At 49.2% G+C, this 16,406-nt stretch carries 11 protein-coding genes and 1 pseudogene; 5 read left to right on the forward strand and 7 right to left on the reverse strand.

Features of this window, described 5'->3' with window-relative positions:
- Positions 1–63: 63 nt before the first annotated feature.
- Both ACT6PV_RS14300 and ACT6PV_RS14305 read right to left on the reverse strand, forming a co-directional pair.
- Positions 64–3,210: an efflux RND transporter permease subunit gene (locus ACT6PV_RS14300; protein ID WP_445116934.1), complete on the reverse strand. Its 3,147-nt coding sequence runs from the start codon at positions 3,208–3,210 to the stop codon at positions 64–66.
- A complete protein-coding gene (locus ACT6PV_RS14305) occupies positions 3,207–4,328 on the reverse strand; it encodes an efflux RND transporter periplasmic adaptor subunit (RefSeq protein ID WP_445116935.1) in 1,122 nt (373 codons plus the stop codon). The genes ACT6PV_RS14300 and ACT6PV_RS14305 overlap by 4 nt, the downstream gene beginning before the upstream one ends.
- A 150-nt stretch (positions 4,329–4,478) precedes the next feature.
- On the opposite strand from ACT6PV_RS14305, the gene ACT6PV_RS14310 reads away from it, so the two are divergent.
- Both ACT6PV_RS14310 and ppc read left to right on the forward strand, forming a co-directional pair.
- On the forward strand, positions 4,479–5,105 hold the full coding sequence (locus tag ACT6PV_RS14310) for a TetR/AcrR family transcriptional regulator (protein ID WP_445116936.1): 627 nt from the start codon (positions 4,479–4,481) through the stop codon (positions 5,103–5,105).
- 151 nt (positions 5,106–5,256) lie between these two features.
- Entirely contained in the window at positions 5,257–7,947 is a 2,691-nt protein-coding gene (gene ppc / locus ACT6PV_RS14315) for a phosphoenolpyruvate carboxylase (protein WP_445116937.1), read from the forward strand.
- Positions 7,948–8,119: 172 nt separating this feature from the next.
- Here the strand turns inward: ppc and ACT6PV_RS14320 are convergent, their stop codons facing one another.
- On the reverse strand, positions 8,120–8,332 hold the full coding sequence (locus tag ACT6PV_RS14320) for a hypothetical protein (protein WP_445116938.1): 213 nt from the start codon (positions 8,330–8,332) through the stop codon (positions 8,120–8,122).
- A gap of 2 nt (positions 8,333–8,334) precedes the next feature.
- Here ACT6PV_RS14320 and ACT6PV_RS14325 point away from each other — a divergent pair, with 2 nt between their 5' ends.
- Positions 8,335–9,639: a solute carrier family 23 protein gene (locus tag ACT6PV_RS14325; protein ID WP_445116939.1), complete on the forward strand. Its 1,305-nt coding sequence runs from the start codon at positions 8,335–8,337 to the stop codon at positions 9,637–9,639.
- 106 nt (positions 9,640–9,745) lie between these two features.
- Positions 9,746–10,687 carry a LysR family transcriptional regulator gene (locus tag ACT6PV_RS14330; RefSeq protein WP_445116940.1) on the forward strand — a complete coding sequence of 314 codons (942 nt, stop codon included), beginning with the start codon at positions 9,746–9,748 and terminating at the stop codon, positions 10,685–10,687.
- Here the strand turns inward: ACT6PV_RS14330 and ACT6PV_RS14335 are convergent.
- From ACT6PV_RS14335 to ilvD, 4 genes are all read right to left on the reverse strand, one after another.
- Positions 10,684–11,421 (reverse strand): sulfite exporter TauE/SafE family protein, encoded by a 738-nt coding sequence (locus tag ACT6PV_RS14335; protein WP_445117133.1) that lies wholly within the window; start codon positions 11,419–11,421, stop codon positions 10,684–10,686. The genes ACT6PV_RS14330 and ACT6PV_RS14335 overlap by 4 nt on opposite strands.
- A gap of 149 nt (positions 11,422–11,570) precedes the next feature.
- Positions 11,571–12,557 (reverse strand): omptin family outer membrane protease, encoded by a 987-nt coding sequence (locus ACT6PV_RS14340; RefSeq protein ID WP_445116941.1) that lies wholly within the window; start codon positions 12,555–12,557, stop codon positions 11,571–11,573.
- Positions 12,558–12,878: 321 nt separating this feature from the next.
- Positions 12,879–14,201: a hypothetical protein gene (locus tag ACT6PV_RS14345; RefSeq protein WP_445116942.1), complete on the reverse strand. Its 1,323-nt coding sequence runs from the start codon at positions 14,199–14,201 to the stop codon at positions 12,879–12,881.
- 71 nt (positions 14,202–14,272) lie between these two features.
- On the reverse strand, positions 14,273–15,958 hold the full coding sequence (ilvD, locus tag ACT6PV_RS14350) for a dihydroxy-acid dehydratase (RefSeq protein ID WP_445116943.1): 1,686 nt from the start codon (positions 15,956–15,958) through the stop codon (positions 14,273–14,275).
- A 203-nt stretch (positions 15,959–16,161) separates the two neighbouring features.
- On the opposite strand from ilvD, the pseudogene ACT6PV_RS14355 reads away from it, so the two are divergent.
- Positions 16,162–16,293, forward strand: a pseudogene (locus ACT6PV_RS14355) (IS1595 family transposase); the annotation flags it as partial.
- Positions 16,294–16,406: the final 113 nt, after the last annotated feature.

Consider the following 16,406-nt stretch of genomic DNA (forward strand, 5'->3'; position numbering starts at 1 on the left):
GTGAAAGATGAAGTGTTACTATATTGTTTTTTTCAATATTTCGCACCTCATATTCACAAAAAACTATATTTTATCTGGCTTTTTTTTGACTTTAAACCAGCCTGCATACAATGCCGGCAGAAAAAACAGCGTCAGCAATGTCGCAACAATTAACCCCCCCATAATGGCAACAGCCATAGGGCCAAAGAAAATACTTCTCGATAATGGAATCATCGCCAGTACTGCCGCCAGTGCAGTCAGAATAATAGGCCTGAAACGGCGGACTGTGGCATCCAGAATGGCATTCCACTGATCCTGTCCGGCCCGGATATCCTGCTCAATCTGATCAATCAGAATCAGTGAGTTACGCATGATCATACCGGACAGGGCAATGGTGCCCAGCATGGCCACAAAACCAAAGGGTTTGTTGAACAGCAGCAGGAACAGAACCACCCCGATCAGTCCCAGCGGTGCCGTCAGAAATACAATAAAGGCACGTGAAATACTTCTGAGCTGAATCATCAACAGGGTAAACACCACAGCCAGGAACAGCGGTATACCGGCATTGACTGAGTTCTGCCCCCTTGCCGACTCTTCCACTGTGCCACCAACTTCAAGCAGATAACCCGCCGGTAATTTCGCACGCAGCTGATCCATCTGCACTGCCAGTTCATTAACCACCGTTGCCGGCTGTAAGTGGGTCCGGATATCACTGCGCACGGTAATGGTCGGCAGACGGTTACGGTGCCAGATCAGACCGTCTTCAAAACGATACTGAATACTGGCAATCTGGGCCAGCGGCACGGTCGTGCCACTGGAGGTCGGTACAGCAAGACTGGACAGCGAGCCGACATCCACCCGTTCCGCCTGATCACCGCGTAGCCGGATATCAATGAGTTCCCTTTTTTCCCGGTACTGGTTGATCACCGCACCATTAATCGAACTGTTCAGAAAGTTGGCCAGATCCACAGTCGAGACTCCCATCTGACGGGCACGGTCCTGATCAATCTGCAATGAAATAATTTTACTGGGTTCACCCCAGTCCAGATGAACATTGGCCGTATTCGGATTGCGGCTGACAACGGCAGACACCTGATGCGCCAGCTGCCGCACCTGATTTAAATCCTCACCGGAAACACGGTACTGCACCGGGTAGCCGACAGGCGGGCCATTTTCCAGCAGAGTCACCCGGGTACGTACCTCCGGCAGTAGTTTTCTGATCTGTTCATCCAGTGATTTACGGATTTCATTCCGATCATCCAGCGATGAAGCCAGCACCACAAACTGAGCAAAACTGGCCTGCGGTAATTGCTGATCCAGCGGCAGATAAAAACGCGGCGAACCTGTACCGACATAGGCCACGTAATTATCAATACCTTTCTGGGTGGATAAAAACCTTTCAACCTTTTCCACTGCCTGTTCTGTCGCCGTCAGCGAAGCACCTTCCTCCAGTTTTAAATCCACCAGGATTTCCGTACGGTTGGACGGCGGGAAAAACTGCTGCGGTACCAGCTTAAACATCATCACCGAAGCAATAAAAATCGCTACGGTTACTACAATGACGGTCTTCCGGTAGCTGACACACCAGTTGACCACCTGACGGAATTGCCGATAGAACCGGGTCTGATAAGGATCATGGTGTTCTCCGGCGTGGTGGATCACCGCCTGTGGAGCCGGTTGTTTCCTCAGCCGTGCCCACAGGCGGTGATACCACGGCGCCTGCTGTACAGTCCTACTGAAATCCGGCAACAGTTTATCGCCCAGATACGGGACAAAAAGTACTGCTGCAAACCAGGAAACCACCAGGGCAATGGTCACCACCTGAAAAATGGATCGGGTATATTCCCCGGTACTGGATGCTGCCGTGGCAATCGGCAAAAAGCCTGCTGCGGTAATCAACGTCCCGGTCAGCATTGGAAAGGCAGTGCTGGTCCAGGCAAAACCGGCAGCCTTCAGCCGGCTATAGCCCTGTTCCATTTTAATGGCCATCATCTCAATAGCAATAATTGCATCGTCCACCAGTAAGCCCAGGGCAAGAATCAGCGCACCGAGAGAAATTTTATGCAGCCCCACATCAAACAGATTCATCCCGGCAAAGGTCATGGCCAATACCAGTGGAATGGAAAGTGCCACCACCAGGCCAGTCCTGAACCCCAGTGAAAAGAAACTGACCAGCAGTACAATAATCACAGCTTCCGTCAGTACCTTAATGAATTCATGGATACTGCGCTGCACCGCAACCGGCTGGTCCGATACTTTTTTCAGTTGCATGCCAAGCGGCAGGGTTTTCTGTAGACGGGTAAATTCTGTTTCCAGGTTTTTCCCCAGTGCAATAATGTCTCCACCCTTACGCATGGACACCGCAATGCCAATACCATTTTCACCCATAAAACGCATGCGTGGCTGAGCCGGTTCACTGAAACCGCGATGCACCTCGGCAACATCTCCCAGCTGAATGGTTTTATTGCTTATCAGCAACGGCATTTTTTTCAGATCATCAACACTGTTCAGCTGGCCACTGACTCGCAACTGAATCCGGTCAGTCCCTGTTTCAAAAAAACCGGCACTGGCCACATTGTTCTGTTGCTGCAGAGTCTGCTGGATCTCTGTCACCGGAATTCCCAGCTGAGCAGCTTTGGTATTGGAAATTTCCACCCAGATTTTCTGGTCCTGCAAACCGATTAAATCAACTTTGCCAACATCCTTTACACGCTGCAACTGCAACTGCAGCCGATCGGCATATTCCTTTAAAACCGCATAATCAAAGTCATTGCCGGTGAGTACATAAATATTGCCATAGGTATCACCGAACTCATCATTAAAAAATGGCCCCTGTATACCGCTGGGCAGCTGCTGGCGGATATCACCGACTTTTTTCCTGACCTGGTACCACACATTCGGAATCTGGGCTGATTTCAGCGAGTCTTTGGCCACAAATGTCACCATCGATTCACCTGGACGTGAGTAGGCCATGATCCGCTCATACAGCCCGGTACTCATCAGCTCTTTTTCTATGCGGTCCGTCACCTGTAAGGACACTTCCTGAGCTGTAGCACCGGGCCAGTAGGTCTGAATCACCATCACCTTAAATGTAAAGGGCGGGTCTTCACTCTGCGACAGTTTTGAATAGGAAAAAATGCCAACGATCCCGAGCAGCAACATGAAATAAAGAATCAGCCCCTTATTTTTAAGTGCCCATTCGGACAGGTTAAACCGGTTGTCCTGATTCATGGCTGTGCTCCCGTCCGGGCTGTTGGCTGCTGAATGGTTACTGTACGGTTTTCACGATCGACAGGGTGAATTTTCTGTTTTTCCCGCAATAAATGCACACCGCCCACCACCACCCAGTCATCTGCACGCAGACCACTCAGAACCGGTACACTGTCCCGGCCATAAGCGCCCAGGGTCACCGGCACCTTACGGAGGGTCTGATCAGCATTGACCACCCAGACATAAGCCTGATTTTCACTGGCAGAGACACTGGACAGGGGAACGCTCAGAACATTCTGAACATCCTGGCTGAAAAACACCCGGGCACTTTGCCCGAGCTGAATTGCCGACTGGCCCTGCTTTAAGGCAACTTTCACCGCAAACGTGCGGGACTGATCGGCCGCAGGCGAAATTTCACGGACATAGGCCGCAAACCGGGTATCCGGCCTGGACCATAGGGTGACCCAGGCATTCTGCCCTGCTTTAATTTCACTGATGGCCTGCTCAGGAACGCCGATGACCACATCCCGATCACCATCCATCGCCAGCTGATAAGCCGCCTGGCCTGCTGCAACCACCTGCCCGACCTCAATATTCCGTTCTGTAATCACCCCGCTTTTACCGGCAATCAACCGGTTATATCCGGTCTGATTGGCCGCCACAGCATAATTCGATTGCGCTTGTTTCAGGGCAGCACTGGCCGAGTCATATTGATTTTTAACGGTATCGTACTGAGAGCGGCTGACCGCATTGATGGGCAATAACTGCTGAAAACGTTTGAATTCATCCGCCGCAATACGGGCAGCAGACTGGGCACTCTCCAGCTGAGCCTGTGCCGAATTCAACTGCAGCTGAGCATCCTTAATGTCCAGTTTTGCCAGCACCTGACCAACCCGGACCCGCTCCCCGACATCGACATAACGTTCGGTAATCTGTCCCCCCACCCGAAATGCAAGTGCCGTCTGCTGTCTGGCCTGCACATCTCCGGCATAGCTTTTCTGATCATGCCGGGACGTCCCGGGCTGTTTTACCATAACAAAAGGAATCTGTTCTACTGCCGGTTGTTCTTTGCTGCATCCCCATAGCATGACACTGCAAATGATGATCAGGCTGCTGACAGTCGATTTCAAAATACTCATAGCGTGCTCTTATTCAAATTCGTTTTTTCGGGCAAAATAACAGGGATGATCTTCATCATGCCGATTTTTAAATTAATATACCGCATGGTACATTAATTGTGAATCACATTTACAGCCACTCATCCATTTTTTATTTTTCTGGAATTTAAAGTGCAAACAACAGCCGGTCGTCCCAAAGACCTGGAAAAACGGAAGCAAATTTTAAAGGCAGCCAGGGCATTGTTTTTAAGGCAGGGATATCAGGGCTCCAGCATGAATCAGATTGCCCGCGAAGCCTGTGTCACCAAACTGACGGTCTATAACCATTTTCAGGACAAGGAAAATTTGTTTACCTGCGCCATTGAAGAAACCTGTGAACAGTTTATTAATGCCCAGCCGCTGAGCCTGCATGCCAATTGTGACTTTAAACAGGCCTTATATCAGACCTGTGAACTGATACTGAATGTGATTAGTCTGCCCGAAGCCATCAAGCTTGAGCATCTGCTGCTTGAACTGGCCGCTGAAAAAAATCCACTGGCCATGCAGTTTTATCATGCTTCGCATCGGCGCATATGTGTGGTCTGGGAAGACTTTCTGCAGCAGGCGACCCTGCTGGGTTTTATCCGCCCGGATGAGATGGAACAACAGACCAGTCTGATCCTGTCCCTGTTGCTGGGCGTCCGGCATCATGAGGTGCTGCTCGGGATTCGTGTTCCACCCACCGGACCGGAAAAGCAACAGATCATTCACAGCAGTATTGAGTTATTCCTCATGAAATACGGAATCAACAAATTCTGAACTATTTCTTCCATCTGATTCAGGCATACTGAGCGATGGATAATGAAACAATTGCTGACATATTCGCCAGCCGCACATACTTTCTTTTGGCGGTCCCCGGAATACCCCAGGATCAGATTATCGTCAGCACAACCAAACGGGAGACCAGGCAATGATTCAACAAATTGATGCGCCACTGCGCGAAGATGTCCGCTTACTCGGAAATCTGCTGGGGGAAACCTTAAAGGAATACGCAGGGCAGGATTTGTTTAATCAGATTGAGCAGATTCGTGCACTGGCCAAAGGGGCCCGGGATGGTCAGGCCAGCGCCGAAGCACAACTTGAGCAATTATTTTTAAGCCTGGAAGACCATGAGATTCTTCCATTGACCCGTGCCTTTTCCCAGTTTCTCAACTTTTCCAATATTGCTGAGCAATACCATGTAGTCCGCAGCCGCCGTCAGAGTGAATTTAAAGAAAATTCACCTTCTCCCAATGTGCTGGAACATTTATTTGAACGATTCCACTGTCAGAATATTTCCGCAGACACGCTATACAGGCAACTCTGTGATTTAAACATTGAACTGGTCCTGACGGCGCATCCGACCGAAATCAGCCGCCGCACCCTGATTCAGAAATATGACGGCATCAATCATTGCCTGGCTGAACTGGACCAGCAAAAGCTGACGCCGAAACAGCGTAAACAGATACTGACCGATTTAAAACAGCTGATCTGTTCCACCTGGCAAACCGACGAAATCCGCCAGCATCGTCCCACCCCGGTCGATGAAGCCAAATGGGGCTTTACCACCATTGAACAGAGTCTGTGGAATACCGTTCCGGCATTTATCCGTGAACTGGATGAACTGACTGAAACCAGCTGTAAAAAGAAACTGCCACTGGACATTGCACCCATACGTTTTGCTTCCTGGATGGGCGGGGATCGTGATGGCAATCCCAATGTCACCCATCAAATTACCCAGGAAGTGCTGTGGCTGTCCCGCTGGAAAGCCGCTGATCTGTATCTGCGGGATATCGAAGATTTACGCTGGGAACTTTCCATTCAGGCCTGTACCCCCGAACTGAAACAGGCGCTTGGGTACGAACATCCGGAACCTTATCGTGAATATCTGCGCAGCACCCGCGAGCGACTGAAAATTACCCGGCAGTGGCTGGCCAGCAAACTGCAGGGCCAGCATTCAGATGTGGACCGCAGTCAGATCATCCGCCATAAGGATGAATTACTTCAGCCTCTGCTGCTGTGCTATCGCTCCCTGAGCGAATGCAATCTGCCTGAAATTGCCAATGGCAAATTGCTCGACTTTATCTATCGGGTCAATTGTTTTGGTATTGAACTGTTAAAACTGGACATCCGTCAGGAATCCGGACGGCATCGTCAGGCCATTTCTGCCATCACGGAATATCTGGGACTGGGAAATTTTGACACCTGGACCGAACAGGCACGACAGAATTTCCTGTTACAGGAATTACAAAACAAACGCCCACTGCTGCCCAGACACCTGAACGAATCCGCTGGCAGCCTGATTGAACATCCGGATGTCCAGGAAGTCTTTGCCACCATGCGTACGCTGGCAGAGCAGCCCCGGGAATGCCTGGGCGCCTATATCATTTCCATGGCGGAATATCCCAGTGATGTGCTGGCGGTTCTGCTGCTGCAAAAAGAAGCCGGCATTCAGCATCATTTACGGGTGGTGCCCCTGTTTGAAACCCTGAAAGATCTGGATGGCGCATCTGCCACCATGAATCAGCTGTTCAATATGCCATGGTATAAACAACATATTCAGGGCAGACATGAAGTAATGATTGGCTATTCTGACTCTGCCAAGGATGCCGGCTTCATGTCGGCCAACTGGGCACAGTACCGTGCCCAGGAAGAACTGACAGCGATTGCCGGCAAACATGGCGTCCGGCTGACGCTGTTTCATGGACGTGGCGGCTCCATCAGCCGTGGTGGTGCACCCACTCAGCAGGCTTTATTTTCCCAGCCTCCCGGTTCCATTTCCGGCGCCATCCGTGTCACGGAACAGGGCGAAATGATCCGCTTTAAATTCGGCTTGCAGGAAATTGCCCTGCAAAACCTGGAAATCTATACTGCGGCAACCCTGGAAGCCACCCTGTTGCCACCACCGGTACCCAAAGCCCAGTGGCGTGACTTAATGCATCAAATGACTGATCTGTCGGTACAGGTTTACCGCCAGACGGTGCGTGAAAATCCGCATTTTGTGGACTATCTGCGTACGGTCACCCCGGAACTGGAACTGCAGATGCTGCCACTCGGTTCACGTCCGGCCAAACGTAAAGTCAGCGGAGGAATTGAATCACTGCGTGCCATTCCCTGGGTCTTTGCCTGGACACAGATCCGCCTCATGCTGCCGGCCTGGCTGGGCACAGGGGCCGCCATCAACCAGGTGATTGACCAGGGACAAAAAGCGCTGCTTGATGAAATGCTGCGGGAATGGCCATACTTCCAGACTTTGATTGATATGCTGGAAATGGTCCTGTCCAAAGCTGATCAGCATGTGGCACTGTATTATGAATCACACCTGACCGATGATGCTGACTTAAGGGAGCTGGGAAGCGAATTGCGGCTGCGGCTGCATGATGCAGTACAGACCCTGCTGGCCATGAAAGGTGAATCCAGGTTATTAAGCTCCAATGATGTGCTGGATCAGGCCATGAAAGTCCGTCAGACCTATTTATTGCCGCTGCACTTATTACAGGCGGAATTAATGAAACGGCGTCGTGCCTACCTGGCAGAGGCTCAGGTGGAAAATACCCCGGTGGATCATGCGCTGATGGTCAGTATCGCCGGCATTGCCGCCGGCTTACGCAACACCGGTTAATCCTTCAGAACAACAGCATCAACAGGACAGATACTCATATCCCCTGTTGATACATATTCATGATGTATATTTAAGCATCCAGCCATACGGGTCATTTATATTGATGATTCGTATGAATCATCGCAGCCGACAGACTGTGTTTTATCTTTACCGGAGGCAGAATCGCTCCAGCTCAGGGACAATGGGCCTGCAGCCAATGCTCGACAATCCGCAACATATCAGACAGCAGTGGCATTTCCATTTGTTTTTTAACTGAAAAATTTTTACCATTTGGTAAAAAATTAATAAAAATCATCATACTGATTTGAACAAAATTTCCCATAAGTGAACTAATTCTTACAAAAACAAAGGTATGATGTACCCAATCTGTTTTTTGAGCATGCATTTATGTCCAGTTGGTTTCCCAGATGGCGTCCTTACACCGGCAATATCAATACTCAGCAGGTCGGGATTAACGAATATCTTCCACCTGCACAAAGTGCGGTACTGGGCATACAGCACGCATTTGCCATGTTTGGCGCCACAGTGCTTGCACCATTTCTGATGGGTTTTGATCCGAATCTGGCCGTGTTGATGTCCGGGATCTGTACTATCCTGTTCTTTATAATGACCGGAGGCCGGGTGCCAAGTTACCTGGGTTCAAGTTTTGCCTTTATTGGGGTCGTAATTGCCGCAACAGGTTATGCCGCCTCCGGGACCGGTGCAGCCAATGCCAATCTGGCCGTTGCTGCCGGTGGCATCATGGCCTGCGGTATTTTATATGCCCTGCTGGGTTTGATTGTCATGGCCACAGACACCCGATGGATTGAAAAACTGATGCCGCCTGTGGTCACCGGCGCCGTGGTAATGATCATCGGCTTAAACCTGGCACCCGTTACGGTCAGGAGCGTGGCAGGCAATAACTTTAATATGTGGATGGCACTGGTGACGGTCCTGTGCATGGGTTCCATTGCCGTATTTAGCAGGGGCTTATTACAACGACTATTACTGCTGATCGGCCTGTTGCTGGCTTACTTCATTTACTTCCTGGTGTCCAATGTCATGGGCTATGGCACAGCCATTAATTTTACGCCCATCCAGCAGGCCAGCTGGCTGGGCATGCCCACCCTGCATGCTCCCCGCTTTGATCTGAATGCCATGCTGATCATTGCACCCGTTGCCCTGATCCTGGTGGCAGAGAACCTTGGACATATCAAGGCGGTCAGCGCCATGACCGGTGAGAACCTGGATCCGCACATTGGCAAAGCCTTTGTTGCCGATGGAGTTGCCACCACATTATCCGGAGGGGTCGGCGCACCCGGCATGACCACCTATGGTGAAAACATTGGTGTCATGGCAGTGACCCGGGTTTACTCCACCATTGTTTTTGTCATTGCCGGTCTGTTTGCAATCCTGCTTGGCCTTTCTCCGAAATTCGGTGCCGTGATTCATACCATCCCAACCGCAATTTTAACCGGTGCATCCATCGTGGTATTCGGTTTAATTACCATTGCCGGTGCAAAAATCTGGATTGAAAACAAAGTCGACTTTGCCAGCAATAAAAACCTGATGGTTGCCGCGGTGACCATTATTTTAGGCACCGGTGATTTTGCCCTGCAATTTGGCAGCTTTAACCTGGGTGGAATTGGCACCGCAACTTTTGCAGCGCTGATTCTGAACTGGTTTTTCAGTCTGAACGATAAAACAGCATAAGCCATATATTTTACAGCAGTCGAAAGGCTGCTTTTTTATCACAGATACTGGTTTAAACTGCATAATGTTAAGTAAGATGAAGGTCATTCCAAACAAGTTATCTACCATGCGTCTCGATTTTTTTGATCTGCAACTGTTCCTGAATATTATTGATACCGGCAGTCTGACCCGGGGGGCTGAACGCTCTTCAATTTCCCTACAGGCCGCCAGTGAACGGATTAAAAAACTTGAACAGCAATTCTCCGTCAAACTGTTCAGCCGACACGCCAATGGTGTCAGGCTGACCATGCCAGGCCAGACTTTTGCTGAACAGGCCGGGCTGTTAATTCAACAGAGCCATCAATTGCAGCAGGCCATGCTGCCTTTTTCTGAAGGTCTGCGCTCAGACATGACACTGTGGTGCAATTCCTCAGCACAAAGTGAATACCTGCCCATGCTGCTGCCGCAATATCTGATGGAAAATCCGCAGCTACAGATCCATTTAAAGGAAGCGGAAAGCAACGACATTATCCAGTCCCTGCAAAATGGCACGGCACAGCTGGGACTGGTGTCCAGTTTTTTTAATGCCCATGACTTACAGACCCGGGATTTTGCAGAGGATCCGCTGGTGCTGATCTGTCCCATGCAACATGCCTTAGCTCACCATCAGCAATTGCAACTGGTGGATAGCCTCAACTTTGCATTTGTCGGTCTGATGCAACATCATTCCCTGCAACAGTCCATTGAAACCCAGGCAAAAACTCTCAGGTGTGTCATTCAGTACCGGCTGCGGCTACCCAGTTTTGCTGCAATTGCACAGGTGGTTGCTGACGGCGTAGGTATCGCCATTATGCCGAAACGGGCTGCTTTGCGATTACGCGAACAATATGCCTTTCACAGTATTGAGCTGGTGGGCGCGTGGGCAAACCGTAAACTGTTACTGGCCGCCCGGGATTTTGATGCCTTACCAGCTGCATATCAGCACTTCAGCCAGTTCCTGCTCACCCAGAAATCCAGATTATCCATTGAGTTTCAGACGCTGTCTGAAATTAAGCGACCCGGAAATTAAAACCGGCTCAGTTGCTGCAACAGCATATAACTGCCCAGCATCACCAGACCAATAAAGAAAACCCTACGAAATTTCTGTTCAGAAATCCGGTAACGGATTCTGGTGCCCAACCACATGCCCACCAGCGCAGGAATTAAAGCGATCAGTGACATACGGTAATCCATGGGCATGTTTTCCACCGGATTCTGCTGCAAAAAGATGGCCAGGCAGATGGTGGATACAGTAAAGGCCAGCCCCAGCGATTGTACCAGATCATCGCGTTTCAGATGCAGCGACTGCAGATAGGGCACCACCGGAATCACCACCACCCCTGTGGCAACAATTAACGCGCCACCCAGATAACCGACAATGGGCGATAACCATTTTTCATGGTGAGAGAGATCCGGCATATTACCGGCAAATAAACCATAGATTCCATACAGGGCCAGCATTGTCCCCAGTAAAGCTTCACTATGAAAGCTGCTCTGCCCCAGTGCCGGAAAAATGCTCCACGTGGAACCTGCAATAATTCCGGCCAGCAACAGCCAGAAACGGCGAATCAGCTGTAATACCCGACCTTCTGCAAAAAGCTGCCAGAAATTGGTGATCATGGAGGGAACGACCAGCAAGGCCGCCGCCTGAAAGGGACTGATCACCAGGGTCAGCAAGCCCATGGACACGGCTGGCAGCCCCAGCCCAAGGGTACCCTTAATCATTCCTGCAACGGCAAAAACCAGTAAAACAAACCAGACCATCTGCATCATCTCCGAAATTTCAGCATCATGCTATAAGATTCGGACCTGCTGAAAAATCAGTGTTTCTTGAAGACCGCCTCAATCAAAAACTGAGGCCGTCCGTTTGACAGCACAGCATCTGTCAATTACCGATTACGGAGTTTAAAAACTCAGAACCGATACTGAAGTCCCAGATTCAGCGTATAAAACTCACTGGACAGCCCGCCGAGTCCTGAAAAGCTTTCTCCGGTTTCCGGATCAGCCACGCTGGTTACACCTTTTGCCGTTTTGAATTTTGTCCAGTTCAGGGCTGTAAATAATTTTGTATCCGGGAGAACATAGTAGCCAGCATCCACAGATACGGCATAATAATCCGAATCACGATTAGCTTTGGTATGAAATAGCTTGTCTCCATAATGATTATCACGGTCTTTTGCCTGGACCCACGGACTGTATTTCACGGTTCCATTGAGTTCAAAACTTCGATAATTATATGTTCCGACCAGGCCGAAATACGGAATATCATACTGCTGTCTATAACCAATAATCGGCTCGCCCGGATCATATTCATCAAAACTGCTTAAGGCTGTTCCCGGAATATAGTCATCATTTTCATCTTCGCTGGCATGAAAACCATAACCACCCTTTGCATACCAGCTGAAACGGTTCTGCTGATAACCCAGCAACGCCCCAAACTTGTAAGCCGGCTGATTAATCAGGAAAATTTTCGCATTTAAATCAAATTCATTGGCAAAATTCAGACGGGTATCCGGGTGGTGCGACCAGTCTGTTAAAAGCTGCGGATTATCGTCATCCTGCCAGTCATAATCATTCATCTCGGATTTACCGGAATTCAGCGTGGTCCATCCCCGGGCACTGAATGTCAGCCACGGCAGGACATCCCAGCTGAGATCCGCATTGACAATCGGCGTATTCTCAATATTCCATGTTAAATAGCTCATCTCCCTTTGCTCTGGAGCCGGCGTATAGACATATTCCCGGCCTTTTCCTTCACCGAGTAAACCCGATGCAAGACTGACTGAAAACTTATCGGAGGCGAAACTGTCCTTAAAAGAGAAGCTATTGGCCCAGCAACTGCCGGAAATCATGGAAAAGGCAGCAACGGTGGCTGCTAGCATCAGACTATTTTTGTTCACTTGCGAACTCCAGATCGATAAAATAGAGATTTTATGGTCAGAAAAACCATTAAAATAAATAAAAATACACTTATAACTCTGCTTAAATTAATCAGTGATCAGATCAGGAATCAGATACTGAGCAACTCAAATGTGCAGGAAGATTTCTGAAAAATCATTAGAAAAATTATATGAATCACAGTGATTCTATCATGGGCCTGCAGCTGATTTAAGCCACTTTAGCCATGTACAGATGCTGTCTGACCAATAAAAAAACAAATCCGTAAAAACCCGTCAGGTCCATCCATAAATGATCACCATCAACAGCGGCTTAATCTATGTCTATGGCTGGGCAGGTTCTCCGGGCAGTTCGGTCTCTGCATCACTTTCACGTCTGTATTGCTGTTCCAGTATATGACTGAAAATGCTCTCAATCATCCAGACCCGGTACAGACTGTTAAAGACATAGCGCTGCCCATCTATACGCAGTTCAAGTACCGGAAAATCAGGCTGATGGTACTGTATGCAGCGTTCGTCATTCTGTTGCAGCAGGGCCGCCACATCAGGCTCAGCCACGTCCTGTATGTCCAGTGCCTGCTGCATCTGCTGTAGATGGGGTTTAAACGAGAAGTCCCGCCCTTTTGTCCATACGGCTTCCAGAATGTCATATATGGCATCGGTACGTTGTTCTTCTGCAACACGATAAAACAGCTCAGCCATATACAGGGTCGCTTCTGCTGTCGGACGGCAAAATGGCGTAAATTTGACCTCGGCCCGTCTGGACAGACGTGTCGCCAGACTCCAGTCAAAAGTATCCCGGCCGTGGTACGACAGCGGAAATACATTCAGCTGAATATTATAATAATCCACCAGCTGTTCGCGGATATACGCCAGCAGCAGCCAGCTGATCGGATCTTCAAGGGCAATATAGAGATCCAGCTCAGGATGCATGGCCTGGATTTCTGCCAGTTCTTCTGCATCACTCATGATGTGCTCACGCCATTCAATGTGATTAATCAGAAAAATCGGGGTTCCGGTCAGCAACTTCTGCTGTTTTAAACGACGGGTTAAGCGCAGCAGATCATCCACTGCATGGTATTTGCGCCCACCAAACTCAAAATAACTGGTCAGCACCGGTGTATGTTCAAACACCCGCTCCGGGAAATTCTGAGGCTGGCGGTGCTGACTTGCCATGACAAATAAAGTGCGTAGTTTTCCGTATTGCTGCTGCCACAGCATGTGAAAAACATCTTCCAGTAAATACAGAAAATTCTGCCCGGTCAGCGGGGTATTTTTCAGAATGGTTTCCGCTTGTTTCAGCGCTTCTGCCGAAGGTTGTTCCGGCTTTTCATCGTCATAACTGAAACGGTGCTGATTGGCCAGGATTCCGGCATCATTCAGACAGTAATTCCGCCACTCTTCCACACTCATACCGTTGGGTGGTGCTGCGGCAGTATCTGAAATCACCACCTTGAGCGGTTTTAGATTTTCAGTGAGAATGTCATCCAGCTGAGTCAGCTGCTGTACCGCCAGATAGCTGTATACGTCATCCAGGCGCAGGTAAATACTCAGCCCCTGTTCCGTGGGTAATACCTCCTGGCGGGTCGGTTTCTGATAAAACCAGCGCGATCGAAGTGGATCAAACCACCGACGTAACCATGACATGAGATCAGTTCCTGAAAAAAAACCCTTGTACTGCTACAAGGGTTTATAACAACTTGTAAGCCAATGATCAATCATATATCCAGATTTAGATCAGTAACGGCCCCTTTGTCTGCACCGGAGGTCAGTTTTGCATATTTTGCCAGCGCACCATACTTATAATTGGGTGCCGGCTTGACCCATGCCGCCTGACGTGCAGCCATTTCCTCATCTGAAATATGCAGGGTCAATTCACGGGTTTCGGCATTAATGGAAATTTTATCGCCATTTTTAACCATGCCAATTGGTCCCCCTTCATAGGCTTCCGGGGTCACATGACCAATCACAAAACCATGACTGCCGCCTGAAAAGCGACCATCGGTCAGCAGGGCAACGGAGTGGCCCAGCCCCTTGCCAATAATGGCAGAGGTCGGTTTCAGCATTTCCGGCATGCCTGGACCACCTTTTGGCCCTTCACCCCGGATCACCACCACCTCACCTTCCTGAACTTCACCATCCAGAATACCGCGCATGGCGCCAATTTCACCTTCAAATACCCGTGCAGGCCCTTCAAAATACAGTCCTTCCTTGCCGGTAATTTTTGCAACAGCACCGGTCGGTGACAGATTGCCTTTCAGGACCACCAAGTGAGAATCTTTTTTGATCGGCGCCTCAAACGGCATGATGATCTGCTGACCTTCAGGGTAATCTTTAACGTCCGCCAGGTTTTCTGCCAGGGTTTTACCGGTTACTGTCATACAGGAACCATCCAGCATGCCACGGTCCAGCATGCGTTTCATCAGCGGTTGAATCCCACCAATTTTAATCAGCTCTGACATCAGGTACTGACCCGAAGGACGGACATCTGCAACTACCGGAATGTCCTTACCAATGCGTACGAAATCATCCAGGCTCAGATCAACACCGGCCGTATGCGCCATTGCAATCAAATGCAGTACACCATTGGTGGATCCGCCCAGTGCAATCAGCACCTTGATGGAGTTTTCAAATGCAGCTTTGGTCATAATGTCACGTGGTTTAATGTCCAGTCGCAACAGGTTCATCACCGCCGCACCGGCACGATCACAGTCCAATAGCTTATCGCTGGAAATCGCTTCCTGTGCAGATGAACCCGGCAAACTCATGCCCAGCGCTTCAATGGCTGAGGCCATGGAATTTGCAGTATACATCCCGCCACATGACCCCGGACCAGGCAATGCAACCTCTTCAATATGCTTGACCTGAATCTCGTTGATCTCACCTTTGGCATGCTGACCGACTGCTTCAAATACGGAAATGATATCGGTATGGCCTTCGCCCGGCTGAATGGTCCCGCCATAGATAAACAGCCCCGGACGGTTCAGACGGGCAAGCCCCATGATACAACCCGGCATATTTTTGTCACAGCCACCAATGGCAATCACACCATCATACCCCTGACAACCGACCACCGCTTCAATGGAATCGGCAATAATCTCACGGGACACCAATGAGTACTTCATGCCTTCGGTACCATTTGAAATCCCGTCAGAAATGGTAATGGTATTGAAAATGATCCCTTTACCCCCGACAGCATTGACACCGGTTTCCACTTCACGTGCCAGGCCATCAATATGCATATTACAGGGCGTGACATTTGCCCAGGTCGACGCAATACCAATAAACGGGCGTGTAAAGTCATCATCCTTAAAACCTACAGCACGCATCATGGACCGTGCAGGCGCATTTTCAATGCCTTCATAAAATGGCGCTGAATGCTCGCGTATGTTTTCTTTACTCATGGGGAAAGTACTCCGGGTGACTCAGGCGGTGAAGCCGTGGCTAATTCGTTGCATAACTTTTTAAACGCCGTCCATTCTATAGAACAGACACCAATACTGAAAGGGTTCAGATCATGTTTTCAGACTGAATTAAAATTAAAGATGCCGCTGGCATGAATAATTTTTGGGGCTGTACTGGATTAACAATGTGTTAATCTATGAAAATGAGGCTAACCAATTGTAAATTAAATAAAAAAACTCAATTAAAATTGCCAGGGTTTTTCGTACCCGGCGTAACTGCAAAAGCAGCTGCTGATTTATTGGAAATTCATCATCATTCGGCTGCTCTTTTCTTTACTATAGTCAAACCACCTAATTATTCATACACGTGATTTGATTCAAATTATTGATTATAAATGAAACTTATATTTTTCTATGAACTTTTAGAAACTATGGGCTATCAATTGGT

This window comes from Acinetobacter sp. WZC-1, from assembly GCF_052544965.1.

Excerpts from the sequence above, each read along its gene's own strand:
- ACT6PV_RS14320 (WP_445116938.1), bottom strand. The coding sequence starts at position 8,332 with ATGCATGCTCAAAAAACAGATTGGGTACATCATACCTTTGTTTTTGTA.
- ACT6PV_RS14330 (WP_445116940.1), top strand. The coding sequence starts at position 9,746 with ATGCGTCTCGATTTTTTTGATCTGCAACTGTTCCTGAATATTATTGAT.
- ACT6PV_RS14300 (WP_445116934.1), bottom strand. The coding sequence starts at position 3,210 with ATGAATCAGGACAACCGGTTTAACCTGTCCGAATGGGCACTTAAAAAT.
- ACT6PV_RS14335 (WP_445117133.1), bottom strand. The coding sequence starts at position 11,421 with ATGGTCTGGTTTGTTTTACTGGTTTTTGCCGTTGCAGGAATGATTAAG.
- ilvD (WP_445116943.1), bottom strand. The coding sequence starts at position 15,958 with ATGAGTAAAGAAAACATACGCGAGCATTCAGCGCCATTTTATGAAGGC.
- ACT6PV_RS14325 (WP_445116939.1), top strand. The coding sequence starts at position 8,335 with ATGTCCAGTTGGTTTCCCAGATGGCGTCCTTACACCGGCAATATCAAT.
- ACT6PV_RS14305 (WP_445116935.1), bottom strand. The coding sequence starts at position 4,328 with ATGAGTATTTTGAAATCGACTGTCAGCAGCCTGATCATCATTTGCAGT.
- ACT6PV_RS14345 (WP_445116942.1), bottom strand. The coding sequence starts at position 14,201 with ATGTCATGGTTACGTCGGTGGTTTGATCCACTTCGATCGCGCTGGTTT.
- ppc (WP_445116937.1), top strand. The coding sequence starts at position 5,257 with ATGATTCAACAAATTGATGCGCCACTGCGCGAAGATGTCCGCTTACTC.